The organism is Microbulbifer maximicatervae (SeqCode) (genome assembly GCF_052467385.1).
This window is the reverse complement of the sequence record NZ_CP174311.1, coordinates 4,735,880-4,753,180: the sequence shown is the minus strand read 5'-3', so window position 1 is coordinate 4,753,180 and position 17,301 is coordinate 4,735,880. Positions and strand designations below refer to the sequence as shown.

General features: G+C 48.4%; 11 protein-coding genes. 8 read left to right on the top strand and 3 right to left on the bottom strand.

From position 1 onward, the window contains the following. Positions 1-28 precede the first annotated feature (28 nt). On the top strand, positions 29-1,249 hold the full coding sequence (locus tag ACJJIR_RS20290) for a lytic murein transglycosylase (protein ID WP_444906616.1): 1,221 nt from the start codon (positions 29-31) through the stop codon (positions 1,247-1,249). Positions 1,250-1,256: 7 nt separating this feature from the next. Here ACJJIR_RS20290 and ACJJIR_RS20285 read toward each other — a convergent pair whose 3' ends face one another. The 3 genes from ACJJIR_RS20285 to ACJJIR_RS20275 form a co-directional block, all read right to left on the bottom strand. Continuing rightward, complete coding sequence (locus ACJJIR_RS20285; protein WP_444908439.1) at positions 1,257-2,279, bottom strand: succinylglutamate desuccinylase/aspartoacylase family protein; 1,023 nt, start codon at positions 2,277-2,279, stop codon at positions 1,257-1,259. Positions 2,280-2,372: 93 nt separating this feature from the next. Beyond that, a complete protein-coding gene (locus ACJJIR_RS20280; protein WP_444906615.1) occupies positions 2,373-5,456 on the bottom strand; it encodes a DUF6531 domain-containing protein in 3,084 nt (1,027 codons plus the stop codon). A gap of 23 nt (positions 5,457-5,479) precedes the next feature. After that, positions 5,480-6,343 (bottom strand): Stp1/IreP family PP2C-type Ser/Thr phosphatase, encoded by an 864-nt coding sequence (locus ACJJIR_RS20275; RefSeq protein ID WP_444906614.1) that lies wholly within the window; start codon positions 6,341-6,343, stop codon positions 5,480-5,482. Positions 6,344-6,533: 190 nt separating this feature from the next. Here ACJJIR_RS20275 and ACJJIR_RS20270 point away from each other — a divergent pair, with 190 nt between their 5' ends. The 7 genes from ACJJIR_RS20270 to tssM all read left to right on the top strand — a co-directional run bounded on the left by ACJJIR_RS20270 (position 6,534) and on the right by tssM (position 17,288). After that, positions 6,534-7,253 carry a transposase gene (locus ACJJIR_RS20270; protein ID WP_413664104.1) on the top strand — a complete coding sequence of 240 codons (720 nt, stop codon included), beginning with the start codon at positions 6,534-6,536 and terminating at the stop codon, positions 7,251-7,253. 80 nt (positions 7,254-7,333) lie between these two features. Beyond that, positions 7,334-8,830: a type VI secretion system contractile sheath domain-containing protein gene (locus ACJJIR_RS20265; protein WP_444906613.1), complete on the top strand. Its 1,497-nt coding sequence runs from the start codon at positions 7,334-7,336 to the stop codon at positions 8,828-8,830. An 86-nt stretch (positions 8,831-8,916) separates the two neighbouring features. Further along, positions 8,917-10,776: a type VI secretion system-associated FHA domain protein TagH gene (tagH, locus tag ACJJIR_RS20260; RefSeq protein ID WP_444906612.1), complete on the top strand. Its 1,860-nt coding sequence runs from the start codon at positions 8,917-8,919 to the stop codon at positions 10,774-10,776. Then, a complete protein-coding gene (tssJ, locus tag ACJJIR_RS20255; RefSeq protein ID WP_413664107.1) occupies positions 10,754-11,413 on the top strand; it encodes a type VI secretion system lipoprotein TssJ in 660 nt (219 codons plus the stop codon). Before tagH ends, tssJ begins: the two co-directional genes overlap by 23 nt. Positions 11,414-11,485: 72 nt before the next feature. Next, positions 11,486-12,823 carry a type VI secretion system baseplate subunit TssK gene (gene tssK / locus ACJJIR_RS20250; protein WP_444906611.1) on the top strand — a complete coding sequence of 446 codons (1,338 nt, stop codon included), beginning with the start codon at positions 11,486-11,488 and terminating at the stop codon, positions 12,821-12,823. A gap of 1 nt (position 12,824) precedes the next feature. Further along, the gene (gene icmH / locus ACJJIR_RS20245; RefSeq protein ID WP_413664109.1) at positions 12,825-13,688 is read left to right on the top strand and encodes a type IVB secretion system protein IcmH/DotU; all 864 of its coding nucleotides are present in this window, start codon (positions 12,825-12,827) and stop codon (positions 13,686-13,688) included. Positions 13,689-13,745: 57 nt separating this feature from the next. After that, the gene (gene tssM, locus ACJJIR_RS20240) at positions 13,746-17,288 is read left to right on the top strand and encodes a type VI secretion system membrane subunit TssM (RefSeq protein ID WP_413664110.1); all 3,543 of its coding nucleotides are present in this window, start codon (positions 13,746-13,748) and stop codon (positions 17,286-17,288) included. Positions 17,289-17,301 lie beyond the last annotated feature (13 nt).

Sequence of the window (17,301 nt, the reverse complement as noted above, 5' to 3'; positions counted from 1 at the left end):
GAGCAAAAGTTGTGTCGAAGGTAACTCCATGCCCAAATTGCAATGGTTTCAATATCTGTCTGCCATCCTCGCGATAAGCGCGGTTCTCCTGGTTTCCAATACCCATGCACAAGAGAAAGCCGATCCGGCCTTCGAACAGTGGGTAAAGGAGTTCCGTAAAACCGCGATTAAGAGTGGAATCTCTGCGGAGGTTTACGACCAAGCTTTTAAAGGAATCACTTCTCCAGACCAATGGGTTCTGGATCGTGCAGCCTATCAGCCTGAATTCAAAGCGCCGGTGTGGCAATACTTTGATAACCGGGTGCAAAAGAGAGCGATTGAGCGAGGCAAGCGGGAAAAGGAGAAAATGAAGCCCTGGCTGGATAAGATCCAGAAACGCTTTGGGGTGGACCCCAATATCCTGCTGGCGATCTGGTCTGTGGAGTCCAGCTTTGGAGGCATCCTCGGCAACGATAAGGTAATGCGCAGTGTCATTCGCTCCCTGGCAACACTGGCCTACGCTGACCCTCAGCGCAAAAAGTTTGGCCGACAGCAGTTGCTGGCTGCACTAAAAATCTTGCAGGCCGGTGATATTGAGGGCCAGCACCTATTGGGCTCGTGGGCCGGAGCTATGGGGCATACTCAATTTATCCCTACCAGCTACCAAGCCTATGCGGTGGATATCGATGGTGATGGTAAACGGGATATTTGGAATTCTATTCCGGATGCACTCGCGACTGCCGCCAACCTGCTATCCAGTAACGGTTGGCAGCGAGGAAAACCCTGGGGCTATGAGGTCAATATTCCCGCTCGTAAAATGCCTGCAGGGAAGATGTCGGTAGCCGAATGGGAGAAGCTCGGCGTCACACGAGCCAATGGCGAGCCCTTTCCCAGCAAGAAAGCCATTGCCGAATTAAAGTTACCAGACGGCCGCAATGGCCCGGCATTTTTAGTGTTCAAGAACTTCTTTGTCCTCAAGCGTTACAACAATTCAGATCGCTATGCGATAGCTATAGGCCTGTTGGCAGACCGGATTGGCGGCGGTGCGCCTTTGGTAAATGATTGGAAGCGCCCATTTACTCCACTGGATAGTGTTCAAGTGGAAGAGTTACAGAAGTTGCTCAAACAAAAAGGGTTTTACACCGGAGAAATTGATGGCAAGGCAGGTCCGGGTACCCGCAAAGCGGTGAGTGAATTTGAAAAGAGTGCCGGCGTTGAAGTTCAGGGTTACCCGAGCAAGGAAGTCTTGGAGTTGTTGAAGAAACAATAGGGAGTCCCTAAAAGTTCTCATCCGGTAGGAGCGTATCCTGGAGTAGTTCCAGGTTCTCGACAACACCCTCGGGTTCACGGAAGTAGGCGATGTGGTACATCGCCTCGCCTTCCTGGACCAGAGGGATATTCTGTCGCCCAATAATGATTCCATCCTCATTGCAGATCAGCTGGTCCAGTTCCTGGCCGTATGGATCTGCAATGGTCGCCAGCAGGTCTCCCCGGTAGACCTGATCCCCAAGTGCCTTAAGATGATTGGCGATGCCGCTATCCCCCGCGCGAAGCCAACCGCTGCGTCGAGCAACAAATGGCTCTATCACATTTGTCTTTCGGGTTTGCGGCAACATCTCCAGCTGCTTCATCACATTGATCACACCTTTAACACCCGCGCGGATACTGAGTTCATCAAAGCGCAGGGCTTCACCAGCTTCATAAAGTAATACTCTTACCCCGAGATCCGCGGCTGCTTGGCGCAGGGATCCATCGCGAATAGAAGCGTTGAGTAGCACGGGAACACCGAAGGCCTTGGCGAGTTTTCGGGTTTGCTCGTCGTCCAAGTTAGCGCGAATTTGGGGGAGGTTACTGCGATGTACGGCTCCTGTGTGTAAATCGATGCCATAGTCGCATTTGGTGACTATCTCTTTGAGGAAGACGTGAGCCATACGTGCGGCGAGAGACCCCTTTGCCGACCCAGGGAATGAGCGGTTTAGGTCGCGCCTGTCAGGTAGGTAGCGAGTGTGTTGCAGTACCCCGTAAACATTAACCATCGGAACTGCAACCAGGGTCCCGCGCAATGACTTTAGGCGGCCGCTTTGGATAAGCCGACTTATTACTTCAATACCGTTGAGTTCGTCACCGTGTATGGCGGCACAAACGAACATCTTGGGACCATCTTTTTTACCGCGCTGCACATAAACTGGGATTGCCATTTCTGTGCTTGTGTAAAGCCGCACAACGGGCAGATCAATATGGCAGGACTCGCCCCTGGCGACATGGACCCCACCGATCTCAAAATCCGAGCGCTCTTCCATAACACTCACGGGCAAATAGATATCCCCATAGTGTATAGGCAGATAAGAGTTGACCCGGGCAGCAATTGTTGACGTAGCTGCCCGAGTACTTCGCTACAGTTGCCCGATTGATTGGGCAGAAGTCGTCAGGTTATGTGAGCGGTCCCCATTTAGCCAGATGCCGAGGGCTGGGCTCCAGTAGCCGGAGGGGTGGTACCACAGCCCGGTCTCTACATCCGCGAGCAAGTTAGTTCCCCGCCAGGCACTTGGCCCTTGATTGTGGGGGTCTTTTCCTTTCTCTCCAGCCTCCCCACCTTGTGACCACTGAGCGGCACCTTGGGTATCAAAAATCGCGAGTGGCTTGCCATCGGGGTTGGAAAGGTAATGCTCAATATTGTCGGCAGTCCATTGGCAGAGAATGGCATTGGTTTGGGGTTGGTGAATCCAATGGCTTAAACCTCGGGACTTGCCGTCAATATTGTGAATTTCCCCCCAGATACCCAGGCTGCTCCAAATAGTGACAACGCGGCGCTGGCGGGTTGATTTTCGGTGGGTACATGTCTTGCTTAACCGCCGACCGAAGGGGTCGTAGCGGAAGTAGGTTTTAAATTCCCCGCACTCCGCGTGGCTCATCAGGCCCCAGCCGTCGTACTGGTATTGATAATCCTTGCGGCCTGGTATGTTGCTTTCACTAATAATATTGCCGCGCTTGTCACTTTCTGTTTGAGGTTGGGTCGGACTTTGCTGTGCCCGCAGCGGGTTGGTCATTTGCAGGGGAGGGGATTTCTCAAAGTGCCAGGAAAGTGCTTGACCGGACTCCATACCTACCAGGCGCCCAAATAAATATTTGTGATTACTGCGAACCTCCCCTTGAACCTGGAGGATATCTTGGCCTTTGGATTCGGTGCGAACAATGGCTTCACCATTGGCATCGATTCCATACAGGGCTCCACAAGGGGCGAATGTATAAGACAAGTCGAGATTGTCGGAGCTGGCACTCTTTAACCAGCCGCGTTTGTCATATTGATACTGAAGACTGAAATCCCGGATATCGGCACTGTCGTGATGCTCTGCGGTTACCCGACCGCGGCTGTCGTACTTAAAGCGCACTGAGGAAAGGGCATTATCTGCCTGTACCAGCCTGTTGTGTTGGTCGTAGTGGAACTCACTATTTTGGCCACTGTTATTGCGAATACCGGTTAATATACCGCTGTTGTTATAATTGAAGTACCAGCGAGAGTCATTATCACAATATTCATGCAGGCTGCCGTCTATATTGTAATGCCAACGCCAAGTTCGATCCTGTGGTGCCTTGTGGCTGACTAATTGCCCGTAGTGATCATATTCCCAGTAGTAATTCCCTACGGGGCTCTCCAGGCAGGTGAGTTCATCCCTAGGGCTGTAGATTAATTCCCAGTTGTTACCATCAGCGAAATTGATATGGCACGGGCGGCCCGCGTTGTCATAATCACAAAGAATACTCTGTCCACTGTCTCCGTGGATGGCATTGGGCAGGCCGCGTTCAGAGTAGTCCAGACCGTACTGGTGAATACCCAGGTGGGCTTCACGCAATTCACCCGCATTGCCATAACTCCACTCACGCCATACTTCGCCATTCATCTTAAGCGAAGTGATTCGTTGCCAGTGGTCGTACTCAAAGCTCAGGACTTTATCGTCTCTACGAACGGACTGCAGCTGGCCTTGCCCATCCCAGCTGAAGTCCACTTTGCCTCCCTCTGGGTCCTGAATCTGTGTGATCTGCCCCCTATCTGTATAGAGAAACAGCCAAACATGTTTTGCCGGGTCGACAATACGTTCTGGGCGTCCCTTCTCGTTAAACTTGTATTGCCATAGGGTCTCTCCATTGATAACTGCCGCTTGTAAATAGCCGCGATCGTCATAGAGATATCGATTACTAATATTGTGAGAGGTGGATCGGACAAGCCGGCCGAATTCATCGTGACGGAAGAAAAGCCTATGGCCGTTGGCCTGAATTTCTTCACTGAGATTACCGTAGGAATCAAAAAGCCAGCTAAGGCTACGAGATTGCTGCTGTTCAGAAATTCTCTGGCCGAACTTGTTAAAGCGTATATAAATGGGACCGGACAGCTCTGACTTGATCGTGCAGGTATTATGACTTGCGTGCCAGTTAAGACTGGTGATTAATTCATTGGACTGTATTAGCTGGCACCGGTCGTGTGTATCGTAGGTAAATTGATGAATTCCAGATTGGCTATTATTTAACTGTACCAACTGTGTATTGTTATATTGGTATCTTTCTCTTTTAAGGCCGCTACAACTTTCGAGTAGTTGACCATCTTGATAATTGTAGTTGCAGAGGTCGCTTTGACCTTCGGCAGCGTGGCTATTTATTAAATTATGGATATGACCGTTCTGGCAGTTAAATTCAACAACACGACCCCAGGAGCTGACCATTTTCTTAGGCAGGCCCTCCTGATAGTCGATTGTTATGGCGTTACCAAATTGATCCCTGATTTCTACAAGTGGTAGAGCGCTATTTACACCATCAGCGCGAAATATTTTGTGATGCTGATTGAATGTCGTCAATCGATAACTGTGCAGGCTTTGCCTGAATAACATCAACCGCTCAAAGCGGTTATAGCACCCGTGACCAATGGCGGGTAATTTGAATTTTACAGACCTCCCTTCGGCAGTAACCAGCTTTACAACGTTATCGTGTACAACAAGCTTTTCACTGAGAGAGTGCCGCCAGCCAACACCAATGCCAGTATCCTCATTGAGAGAGGAGCGAAAATATCGTTTCCATTCAAACGGTAGCGGTCCAGGAATAAGTACGTCTGTTCGCTCGAAAGCGACTTCCCCTGTTGCGGTAACGACGTGCCCGTTAATTCGATGGCAACGATCTAAAGCTGGTACCACCTCGTTCTCGGGGTTAATACCAGGGGTATTGGTGAATTGCGTGGGGTTGTCTTCAGCTTCATACAGGAGGGGTAATATTGGTGCTGAATCGATACTAAAGCGATTAGACGTGATACTTGGCAGCTTTGGCCAAAAGCCCTCACTCACTGGAGTGGATGAGATGTTTTTTAAAGTATGTTCGACCTGAGAGAGCCAGCGTACAGCCGATGCAGGGCTCTCATGAGAAAGAGTAATTGTCGGAGGGGTAAGCGTATTGAGTAAGTTAGGTATTAGCTGGGTTAGACGTTCCGGTGTCATATTACAGTATCCGGTAAATCAAATTAGCGGTGTAACTTTCTAATTGTTACGTCAGGAGAACTGGGACGTTCGGTAACACTTTGTTCGTGGGGGAGTATTTGACGCAATGATTGTGAAGAATATTCCAATATTCCTGCAGTAATATTGTCGCGCCCACCTAGGCGATTAGCATCGTCAATAAAACGATATACACACTCTAATGCCGGACGATGAGTGGCCAGTACGCGCTCTATCGCATGATCATCAAGATATTCAGTGAGCCCGTCGCTACATAACAAAAGGAGTGCGTTTTGCGTGAGTTTCCAGCTATTTATATCCGCCTCTACACTGCTGGAAACCCCCAAGGCACGGGTAATATGGTTGCGGACATTGGACTCTTTGGCTTGCTCGGGGGTTAATTGACCTGAGTCAATCATCTCCTGTACAACACTGTGATCTCGTGTAAGGCGCTGCAATCCATAATTGTTCCACAGGTATGCGCGAGAATCGCCAATATGTGCAACGATTAAAAAGTCGCGCCACATGACCGCGGCAACCAAAGTTGTTCCCATATTGGAAAACTGGGGGTTCAGGTTTTTGGTATTGATTAGAGCTGTATTTGCGCTGTTGACTGCGTCGATAAGGGTGGCGCGCAATATAAGCTGTTGCTGTTCAGACGTGCAGGAGAAAAAAGTGTGTTTCAGCAGGTCATCGAGATGGGCTTGAACCGTCTCAGCTGCAATTTTACTGGCGGTGGCGCCACCAGTGTAACCGCCCATCCCGTCGGCTACCACAATATAGGCAAAAGGCTGCTCCGCCGACGCGTACCAGCGAATGCTATCTTCGTTTTCCTCACGAACCTGACCAATGTCAGTGCGCCCGTTGACCGCCAGACTAATTTGATCCATGTCTGGTGCAACTCCCCTTTAATAAAAAGCAATACAATGCGGCGTAATATTATTACAACCGATCACCGAGGCTAATGTTAACTTGCTCGCATACCAAGTTTGAAATACTTTTCACTGATTTGCGATAATAAGAGCCTTACCTCTCTACAGAAAAGGCTTTAAGCCAGCTAAAAAAGGACCCATAGGCAAAATGCCCCGTTTGCCCAGGCTCAATTTGATAAATGTTCCCCAGCATATTGTGCAGGTAGGCCACAACAATCTGCCCTGCTTCTTTGATGAGGAGGATTATCAATATTATTTGATTAGTTTGCGTAACGCGTCAGACCAATATGGCGTTGATGTTCACGCATATGTTTTATTGCCCAATATGATCCAGATCATAGCTACGCCCACGATACCGGATGGGATATCATCTATGATGCAATCCCTTGGGCGTCGCTATGTGCAGTTTGTCAATCACCGTTACAAGCGCTCCGGAACACTATGGCGAGGACGCTATAAGTCCAGCTTGATTGATTCTGATGCGTATTTGTTGACCTGTTACAGATACGTAGAGTTGCGCCCACTGTATTTGGGATTGTCAGACTCCCTTGAGGATTACGAGTGGTCAAGTTTTAACCATCACGCAAACATTAAGAAAGATAATTTGATCAAGGATCACCGCTTGTATCTATCTCTTGGGGATACAGTGGTGGAGAGAGCGCAATCTTACAGGAAGTTATTTCAGTATAGCTTTGATCGAAAGTTGCTCGACTATATCGCTGAAACGATTAAGTTAGGTCATGTGCTCGGCGGGGATGCGTTTAAAGAGAAAATTGAGCAGATTGTTAACCAAAGAGTACGACCGCTTAAGCGTGGTCGTCCTAAAAAAGCAAATAAAGTCGAAAAAGAACCAAAAGAAACTGCCTAGCTAAAACCTAATGTCGGGTTGAGGGCATTAAAAGGCCATAAGAAGTAGGGTAATTAAGCCCTGTCAGCAGGTGACAAATTGTGAGTAGGCCCAGCATTTCAACGGGATTTCAGATCCTTGGCGATAACAATAAGGAAAAACCAGTTATGGATTTTGGCACTGATAGATTGAAAGTTGCGATCCTGGGTGATTTCAGCGGGAGAGCGAGTCGCCGCCAGTGTGAACCCGAAACGATTTCCAGTCGAAGGGTATACCTGTTGAACCGCGATACTTTTGAGGGCGTTTTTGCTGATCTAGGTGTGAGTTTGCAGTTGCCCGTACTGGATCGCCCTCTGGGATTACCATGCTTTGATGATTTACACCCAGATTACCTTTATAGCCGTTTGCCACTGTTTAAGAAGTTTATTGAGCTGGAGCGCAGGCTGCTCGATCCACGTCAGTTCCAGCAGGCTGCTGAGGAAATTCAACAGTGGAAACCAGAGTTAGCCACTCAGCAGGGCTTGGGTCAGCGCGATAGCGAGCAGTCGATATTGGATGAAATCCTGGCTGCAGGTCGAGAGCGTAATGCAAAGGAAGGTCAAAATACTTTCCAGGTTGACCAGCTAATCAAAGATATTGTCGCTCCTTACGTGCAGAAAAGTGAGGACCCTCGCCAGGGTGAATATCTAAATGCCCTGGCTGAAGCTACGTCTGATGCGATGCGTAAACTGATGCATCACAGTGATTTTCGTCAGTTAGAGGCTAGTTGGCTGAGTCTGCAACTTTTGCTGAGACGTGTCGAAGAGCACAGGAACCTGGATTTTTACTTAATAGACGTTAGTAAGGAAGAGCTTCTAGCTGATTTTGCTGAAGCCGAAAGCGACTTGGAAAAGTCGCAGACATTTAAGTTACTGGTTGAGCGTGAAACAGCTTCTGGGAATATCCCCTATAACCTGGTCATAGGGGATTACTTTGTTACTGATGAGGAGCGAGATCTTCACCTGCTGATAGATTTATCCACGATTGCAGAGGCTGCGGGAAGTGCACTTTTATTGGGTGGGGATCCAAAATTAGCAGGCTGTCCAAACTTGTCAGGTTCAGTAGATCCTGATGATTGGTACTATCCGTTGAGCGATCAGTTTGCGGAAAGTTGGCAGGCGGTCCGTGAATACTCTGCTAGTGAGCATGTTGCGTTGGCAGCTCCCAGATTTATGCTGAGACTCCCCTTTGGGAAAAATACTTCTACAACAGAGTATTTTAATTTTGAAGAATTAACCCCAGAGCAGGGTCATGAATATTATCTTTGGGGGAATAGTGTTTATTTATTGGGGTTAGCGGTTTGCCAAGGCTTTTCTCAAACTGGCAAATTACAGCCCCCTTCGTCTGCAAGCTATGAAGACTTACCCCTTCATTTACGCAAGTTACCTAATGGCGAATTATTGACGCCTTGTGCAGAAGCGCTCCTGACAGATAGGGCAGCTGCAAAATTTATGCAGGCTGGTATTAGTACTATGCGTTCGGTGCAAGGGCGGGATCAAGTCATTCTTCCGAGCTTTAGCTCTCTGGGTGGCGGTACCCTCAAAGGCCCTTGGGTGTAAGTGTAGGGATTGGATCTTTACAGGTATACGCAGGCAAAAATCTACCTGAAGACTATGAATAAACCACTATTGTGAGTCAGGAATAAATGGATCTAATTCTATCAGTATTGGCCGACCCTTCTGGCGCCAATATGCTTAAACATACAAAACTGTTCACGAAAGCTGGTGGCAGTTTGGGTCGCTCTGCCGATAATTATTGGGTTTTACCCGATCCAGATCGAGTGGTTTCCTCAAAACACGCACAGATTTCCTTTACCGATAATCAGTTTTTTCTGATAGATACTAGTACTAATGGAACCTATTACAATGATTCAGAAAATCCGTTAGGAAAGGGAAATCAAGTCCAATTAAAAGAGGGCGACATGATCGTTCTCGGGGAATATAAATTGAAAGTTTCACTGCGACAGCCTAAGGAAGAGGGAGATCTTCCCAAAGGTCTGGGAAGTGCAGATTTTCTCGATACCTCGGATCGAACAACATTCAGCGCGGATGCCATGGCAAAAATGCAAAGCCAGGCAGAAGCGAAAGAATTGGATAGTTGGCTTGAGCCGGGTTCCAGCCCGCAGTCAGATGTGGCTCAAACTGGGGAGTGGGGCTCGATTGGGCTGGGTAATCAGGCTAATACCCCAACTAGCGATAGTCTTCTCACCTCGGAATCGGGCCCTCTGGACCCACTTGCTGCCTTTGGCCAATCTGACCCGTCTGGTCTTGTTGGTGGTGTTCCTGAGATGTCACCCGTCGGTGGCTTAGTGGGGTCTACGGGTCAGCAGCAATCCAGTAATCAATGGTCTGATGATGAGTGGTGGAAAGATGGTAGTGACGATGATCATGTGCCAGCTGACCAGCACTCAATGCAAATAAATCCCCAGCCGGTACCGGAACCTGTCGTTGAGACGGTTGCGGTGCCTGAATCTCAAGTGGTATCTCCGCAGCCGCAAGTTCCTATGGGTGGTTTCCAGGGGATTTCACAGCAACCTGTCGCAACTCCGATACCACAACCTCAGGCTATGCAGCCACAGCCACAGCCACAGGCAATGCAATCTCAGCCCTTAGGGCAGCCCCAAGGGTTTAATCAGCAGCCAATTTCTCCGCCTGCTCAAGATAACCCCTTTGCAGACTCTTTCGCTGCTATGCAGGGGCAACAAGTTGATGGCGCTCCAGGGTTTGGTTCCGGGCAATCGTCCTCGCAACCGCAACCGCAACCGCAACCGCAACCGCAACCGCAACCGCAACCGCAACCGCAACCGCAACCGCAACCGCAACCGCAACCGCAACTACAGCCAAAACCAAATCCACAGCCGGATTTGGCTGCCCAAGCTCAGCAGTTTTCGCATTTACAGCAATCCCCAGTAACTCAGCCCACAGGTTCTTCAGGGGGGAGCGTTTTTGCATCTACTCTCGGCCTGAATATGAACCCGGTCCAGTTGCAACAGGCGGACCAGCAAGCAGCTGAAATTGTCCGGGAAACAGTAGCTCGTCTTATTGACCTTTTGCGCGCAAGAAACAGCATTAAGAATGAGCTGCGTGTGCAGCGAACCATGATTCAAACGGAAGCTAATAATCCGCTGAAATTTAGTGCTACGGAACGGGATGCATTGGAAGCCATGTTTGCGGGTACCGGTGCTTTTATGAACCCCGCTGAGGCAGTGAAGGATAGTTTTGATGATTTGTCGGATCATCAAGTTGCGGTTTTGGCTGGAATGAGAGCAGGTTACAACGCCATGCTCAAATTCTTTAGCCCGGAAAATATTGAGCGCAGACTGGGGAATACTTCCGGCGTTTTTGGAAACAAAAATGCAAAAAAGTGGGAAGGATTTACTGCAATTTACAGGGAGCTAGTTGGTGATCCGGATAATTGCTATCGCAAGTTGTTTGGTGATGAATTTGCAGTTACTTATGAAAATCAATTATCAGAGTTAAAAAATGCGCGAAGCATTAAAAATTAATAAGTTGACGGAAAAGAGGGAATTGCTTGTGTCGATAAAAAAATTATTTCAGGTCAGTTTAATCGCTGTTTTGGCAGTTGCAGTTGTTGGTTGCCAAACAACGAGGCGGACTCTAAATCTGGATACTAGTCTCGAGTTGGTTGTAGAGACACAGAATGACGTGAACCCAGATGATGATGGCCGAGCTTCTCCCGTTGTTATACGAGTGTTTATGCTCGCGGACGAGCGCCAGTTTGCCCGTGAAGATTTTCTTAACCTTTACGAGAATGCTCAATCCCGCCTCGGCAAGGATTTGATTGATACTGTAATCCTTAAAGAGTTTGCTCCAGGGGAACAGCGTATAGAAGAACTGGCTTTAACGCCGGACGTAAAATATATCGGGCTTCTAGCTGAGTTTGTGCAGTATCAGGATGCAGAGGCACTAATGGTGCTGCCAATTACAGACCACAAAAAAAATGAATATGAAGTATCGCTGGCTGATGTACGAATTGGTTCGCCAGATGATATTGCCAAGCGTCGTCGAGCAAAATTGACTACTCGTGGCAGTGAAGATGATAGTGGGGAAACAGTAACAATCTCCAAAGAAGATTATGAAAGAATGAAAAAAACGCTCCCTGATATGCAGCGGTCTCAATAGGGCAGAAATTATTGCCCGGGCAATAAAAATTGCTGCCCTGGAAATATTACGAGAGCTTTTTAAGGAACATTTATGTCGGCAAACAATAAAGTGATCTGGAGCGAGGGCATGTTTTTACGCCCTCAGCATTTTCAACAGCAGGATCGCTATCTCGAACAGCTTGTCGAAGCGCGCACAGCTCCGCTCGGGCCTTATACCTGGGGGATTGTAGAGCTGGCGATCGATAGTGAGCCATTATCGATGGGAAAAATTTCTCTATCGAGAGTGAAAGCTGTTTTTCCCGATGGTACCCCGATACTTGCCCCTGAAAATGAGCATTTGCCGGATGTTCTGGATGTTCCGGTTAATACTCGTGATGAAATAGTCTACTTATGTGTGCCGATGAAGCGCCCAGGTAGTCAGGAGTCGATTCGAGATCAAGAGGACTTCCCGCAGGCACGTTATCAGGCTTCGAACTTTGATGCCCGTAATAGTGCGGCGTCTTCTGGTGAGTCCGCGCGTATCCAAGTCGGAAAGTTAAGAGCTTGTCTCAAATTAGGTAGTGATGATCTGAGTGGCTATGCTGCGGTTGGGGTTGCCCGAATTAAAGAGCGCCAACCAGAAAAGCCGGTAGAGCTTGATTCTGACTATATCCCACCGCTGTTAAATGCGGAGACTTCTGCGGTTATCAATGCATATATTGAAGAAGTAAAAGGATTGCTCGACCATCGAGGCTCGGCTCTGGGTCATCGTTTGAGCGACAGTGGAAGAAGCGGATCTGCAGAAATTGCTGATTATTTGTTGCTGCAGGTTATTAACCGCTTTGAACCCTTATTAAAGCAGATAACGGCTCAGCCCCGATTACATCCGCACAACTTATTTCTTGAATTATTGCAGTTGGCAGGCGAACTTTCGACGTTTACTGCTCCGTCTAAGCGCCCTCCAGAAATTCCAGTGTATGCACATGAAGATCTGCAAGTAAGCTTTGCCGGGCTGTTTTCAGCACTTAGGCAGTCGCTCTCCACAGTACTGGAGCAAACTGCAATTGCTATGGAATTGGTGCAGCGCAAATTTGGGATATATGTTGCGCCGGTTACTGATCCTTCATTATTAAAATCAGCCAGTTTTATTATGGCCGCAAAAGCGGATATGCCTGGCGATCTATTGCGCAGCCGCTTCCCCACGCAGGCAAAAGTTGCCCCTGTCGAGGCGATTAGAGAACTTATCTCAGCGCAGTTACCCGGCTTGACTCTGCGCCCTCTTCCCGTGGCTCCTCGACAAATTCCCTATCACGCAGGGTTCACTTACTTTGAGGTGGAGCGCAGTGGAGAGTTATGGCAGGCCATGACTCGCTCGGGTGGTTTTGCAGTGCATCTGGGCGCAGAGTTCCCTGGATTAACTATGGAACTCTGGGCCATAAGGAATAATTAATATGAGTAATGACAGCTTTACTCCTCCACGGGCCCCTAATGCTGGGGATAGAACGGTTTTGATACCGACACCCGGTGCCGCAGCGGCACCGGCAGCAGCTCAGGCTCAGCCACAATTCTTTGCCAGCCAAGATGCCCCGGTCGAGGCTCAGGTCCGCAACAGTCTTAATCCATTGGTGTCTGCGGCTTCAAAATTGTTAGGCGTAATTATCAAATTGCGCACAACGATGAACCACGCCAACGTACCAGATCTGCACAAGCGACTTACTACGGAAATCCAAAGCTTCGAGCGTGAGGCAAAGCAGCTGGCTTTAACACCTGAATCAGTGCTAACAGCCCGTTACTTGCTATGTACTGTCGTGGACGAGGTTGTTTTGACCACGCCTTGGGGTACAGCTAGCGGTTGGAGCCAGCACTCTCTACTTAGCCTATTTCACAAAGAGACTTTTGGAGGGGAGAAGTGTTTTGTCATTTTGCAGCGCATGCTGGAAACTCCCGCAAGTCATTTGGAACTCCTTGAGCTTTTTTATCTGTGTTTGAGCTTGGGCTTTCAGGGTAAATATCGGCTCGTACAGCGTGGACACGAACAAATAGAACAGATTCGTGATGAGCTCTACAGAACAATTGAACAGCATAAGCAGCCAATGGACCGAGATCTTTCGCCGCGTTGGCAAGGATGCGTAGAGCGAAAATCCCGGCTGATTCACTATATACCCCTCTGGGTGATTATGAGTGTTGTCCTGGGATTGTTACTTGCAACTTATAGTGGTTATCGCTGGTGGCTCTATGAAACGACGACACCGGTCGCAGACCAGATTTTAGATTTGTCCAAAAGTGATGATGAGTCTCCGCAAGGAGAAGGGTAACACTCGGGCTGATATTGATCCTGGGTATGGTCGATACCCTGGAAGACGGAGCAATTCATGAAACGCTTGCGTAACTTTTTTACCAATAAGTGGGTGTTGGGGCTCATAGGGCTCTCAGCTCTTTCCCTCCTCATTTGGTTTGCGGCTGATTACATTAAGTTTGGTAGTGATAATGCCACGCTTTCTCACTCTGTCCGACTAACTATTATTGTTTTTATTTTTGCTATTTGGCTTGTGTGGAATATCAGCCAATGGTTGGTAGAGAGACGCCAAAACCAGGCTTTAATAAAAGGCATTGAGGAATCACAAGAAGCCGATTCTACAGATCCAGACGAAGAACGCTCGCTGGAAGAGTTGAATGCTCTTTCTGGTCGCTTCCGTGAAGCGATGGGTGTATTACGTAGTGCTCGGTTTAAATCTGACAAGGGACAAGTTTCCCTTTATCAGCTTCCCTGGTACATCATTATTGGGCCTCCCGGTTGTGGTAAAACAACAGCCCTGGTGAACTCCGGGTTGGAATTTCCTCTGGCGCAGAGTCATGGGAAGGAAGCCCTGGGTGGGGTAGGGGGCACCCGTAACTGTGATTGGTGGTTTACCAATGATGCAGTTTTAATTGATACCGCAGGGCGTTATACGACTCAGGACAGTCACCGGGTTTACGATAATAGCGCTTGGAAAGCTTTTCTGAGCTTATTGAAAAGATACCGCCGCCGCCGCCCGATCAATGGTGCTCTGGTTGCAATTAGCTTGCAAGATTTAATGGTGCAAACTGAAGAGCAGCGCCAACACCAGGCAAAAATTATCCGCCAGCGTGTAAATGAACTGCAACAAGAGTTGGGTATTCGCTTCCCGATTTATCTCACTTTCACAAAATGTGACTTAGTTGCAGGGTTTACAGAGTTTTTCGACAACCTCTCTCAAGCTGAGCGTGAGCAAGTTTGGGGAATGAGTTTTCCCCGTGAAGCTAACGCCACTGTAGGGGCCCCCCTCGATAATTTCAAAGCAGAATTTGAGCAGCTGATAGAGCGTTTGAACCAACGCGTATTGTGGCGTGTTCATCAGGAGAGGAATGTAGAGAAGCGGGCGTTGTTGCAAGGTTTTCCTGCCCGAATGGAAAGCCTTACAGATATTTTGACAGATTTTGTAAAGCAGACTTTCGGTCCAAATCGTTACGAAACCGTCCCTATGGTCAGAGGGGTCTACTTTACTAGTGGCACTCAGGAGGGCAGTCCTGTTGACCGTATGATGTCCTCCGTAACTGCTGATTTTGGACTAGAGCGTAGCGTCGGGCCAAAATTCCAGGGTGTTGGTAAGAGCTTTTTCTTGCATCGACTATTGAAGGATGTCGTTTTCCCCGAGGCTGAATTAGTGGGCGTTAATCGCCGGATTGAGTCAGCTAACCTTTGGTTACGCCGGGGAGTTTTTGCTACTTTGGCGGGAGGCTTTGTCGGAGCTATTTTCTTATGGAGTGGCAGTCTCGCACAGAATAAATTATCCATGGGAGAGGTTAGCGATAACCTCAGTGCGTACCAAGGTGCAGAGAGTGAGCTGAAAGGTAAAAATATTACGCCCATCAGTGCCTTAAATTTGTTAGAGCCTTTAAAGCGGGCTAGTGCGGTCTACGATCGTGAGGAACATCCGTGGATTGGCAATTTGGGACTTTATGACACCAGAATTGATACCGCGGCAAATGATCTCTATCGCCATAAATTAGAAACTATTTATCTTCCCGCTTTACTTCGTGATATAGAGAGTGACTTAAGTCGTCTCGGAAGTAATGATCCCGCTTTGGTAAGTACTCTCAAAACCTATTTGATGTTTTTTAATCCAGATAAAATGGATTTGAAAACCATAGAGGCTTACTACACTGCTCGCTGGGAGCGTCAGCTACCCGGTGAAGCTGGGAGGCAGGAAGAACTGCGCTACCACCTGGATCAACTATTTATTCAGCCTCTACCCAATTCAATTGAAGAGAATGAGAGGGTGGTAGCTCGCGCGCGACAACAACTGCGTCGTATCCCTGTGCCTCAGCGGTTATTTGCTCAACTACAAAATAGTGACTTCGGATTGACCCCTGTAGATCTCTATCAAGAAATTGGTGGAGACACTCAGCAAATTTTTGGCATGGGAGCCAATAATCCAAACTTCACGATTCCCTTCCTCTATACAAAGGCGGGTTATAAAGAACTGGACTTTGGAGCGGACTCTCAGCTGATGACAAATATGGCTGAAGAGCGCTGGATTTATGGAGGAGATCTGAGCGGTGAGGACTTTACCGAAGCCGACCGTGAAAAGCTTGGTGAGGAAGTAAAACGAATCTATCTTGGGGAGTACTTACAGCGTTGGCAGGGCTTCCTTGGCGGGTTCAAAATACAGAGGTTTGGTAGCACTTCACAGGCTTTGGATGTGTTGTCAAAGTTGTCTGATCCTATTTACTCACCCCTGCTTGCGATTACCGAGATCACTTCAGATAACACTCGTCTGACCCTTCGACCTGAGGTTCCAGTCGATGCTTCTGGGGTACCGCTACCTGTATCCAGTACTACTCGAAAGTTGGGACAAGCCGCACTGGGTAGTGCAACCAGTGCCTTGCAGGATCATTACAAGCCAAACATTGTTGATGTTAGGTTTGAGGAGGTCCAGCGAATCACTCAGAGTGAGAAGGGGCGGCCAGCGCGTATCCAAGAATACCTGGATACTATTAATAAAATTCAGGAATACCTCACTGAGATCGACAGCGCTCCCGATTCGAATCAAGCGGCCTTTGGACGTGCCAAAGCGCGTTTTGCCGGCGGTAGCGATGCGATTAAACAGTTAAGGGTTAAGGCTGCCAATGCGCCAGCACCTTTTGACCAGTGGCTGACAGATATTGCTGATAGCGCTTGGGGGCTGGTAATGGCCAAGACTAAGGCGCATATCAACCGTGTCTGGCGTGAAGAGGTGTATCAAAGCTATAGCAATAGCCTGGCAAACCGGTACCCACTGCGCAGCGACCGTGACCAGGAAGTGCCGGTGATGGAGTTTAACCAGTACTTCAAGCCAGGTGGTATTGAGGAGAAATTTGTCAATCAGTATCTGAAGCCATTTGTGGATACCAGAAACTGGAAAATCAAATACGTTGAAGGGCAGGGTATTAGCCTTTCAAGGGAAGCCCTTTCCCAGTTGCGTCGAGCTGAACGTATTCGAAAAACTTTCTTCAGTGCCGGCGAAGGAGCTTCTTACTCTTTCCGTATTGAGCCCACGAAACTGGATTCCAGTGTTCGTTTGTTTGAACTTGAACTTGGAGAGCAACGAGTTCCTTACTCCCATGGCCCTAAAACCACTAAAAAGCTGACTTGGCGTGGTGGTGAAAGTAATCGCGTCCGCATTATCTTTGAAGATCTGAATGAGACTGTTCATCGCAAGCATTTTGAAGGGGACTGGGCATGGTACAGGCTGTTAGCGAGCTCAGATTTGGAAGCCGGGCGAAGTAACGCAGAACACTTTGTTACTTTCTCTGAGGAAGGGCGAAAGGCTCAATTTAAATTGATTGCATCTAATGTAAACAATCCGTTCGACCGCAGTTTACTGCGCGGATATCGATGCCCTGAGACCCTGTAGACGGAGTAGATGA

Bases quoted from the DNA above. Each gene is read 5' to 3' on its own strand.
- ACJJIR_RS20290 (WP_444906616.1), top strand. From the start codon at position 29: ATGCCCAAATTGCAATGGTTTCAATATCTGTCTGCCATCCTCGCGATA.
- ACJJIR_RS20285 (WP_444908439.1), bottom strand. From the start codon at position 2,279: ATGGAAGAGCGCTCGGATTTTGAGATCGGTGGGGTCCATGTCGCCAGG.
- ACJJIR_RS20280 (WP_444906615.1), bottom strand. From the start codon at position 5,456: ATGACACCGGAACGTCTAACCCAGCTAATACCTAACTTACTCAATACG.
- ACJJIR_RS20275 (WP_444906614.1), bottom strand. From the start codon at position 6,343: ATGGATCAAATTAGTCTGGCGGTCAACGGGCGCACTGACATTGGTCAG.
- ACJJIR_RS20270 (WP_413664104.1), top strand. From the start codon at position 6,534: ATGCCCCGTTTGCCCAGGCTCAATTTGATAAATGTTCCCCAGCATATT.
- tagH (WP_444906612.1), top strand. From the start codon at position 8,917: ATGGATCTAATTCTATCAGTATTGGCCGACCCTTCTGGCGCCAATATG.
- tssJ (WP_413664107.1), top strand. From the start codon at position 10,754: ATGCGCGAAGCATTAAAAATTAATAAGTTGACGGAAAAGAGGGAATTG.
- tssK (WP_444906611.1), top strand. From the start codon at position 11,486: ATGTCGGCAAACAATAAAGTGATCTGGAGCGAGGGCATGTTTTTACGC.
- icmH (WP_413664109.1), top strand. From the start codon at position 12,825: ATGAGTAATGACAGCTTTACTCCTCCACGGGCCCCTAATGCTGGGGAT.
- tssM (WP_413664110.1), top strand. From the start codon at position 13,746: ATGAAACGCTTGCGTAACTTTTTTACCAATAAGTGGGTGTTGGGGCTC.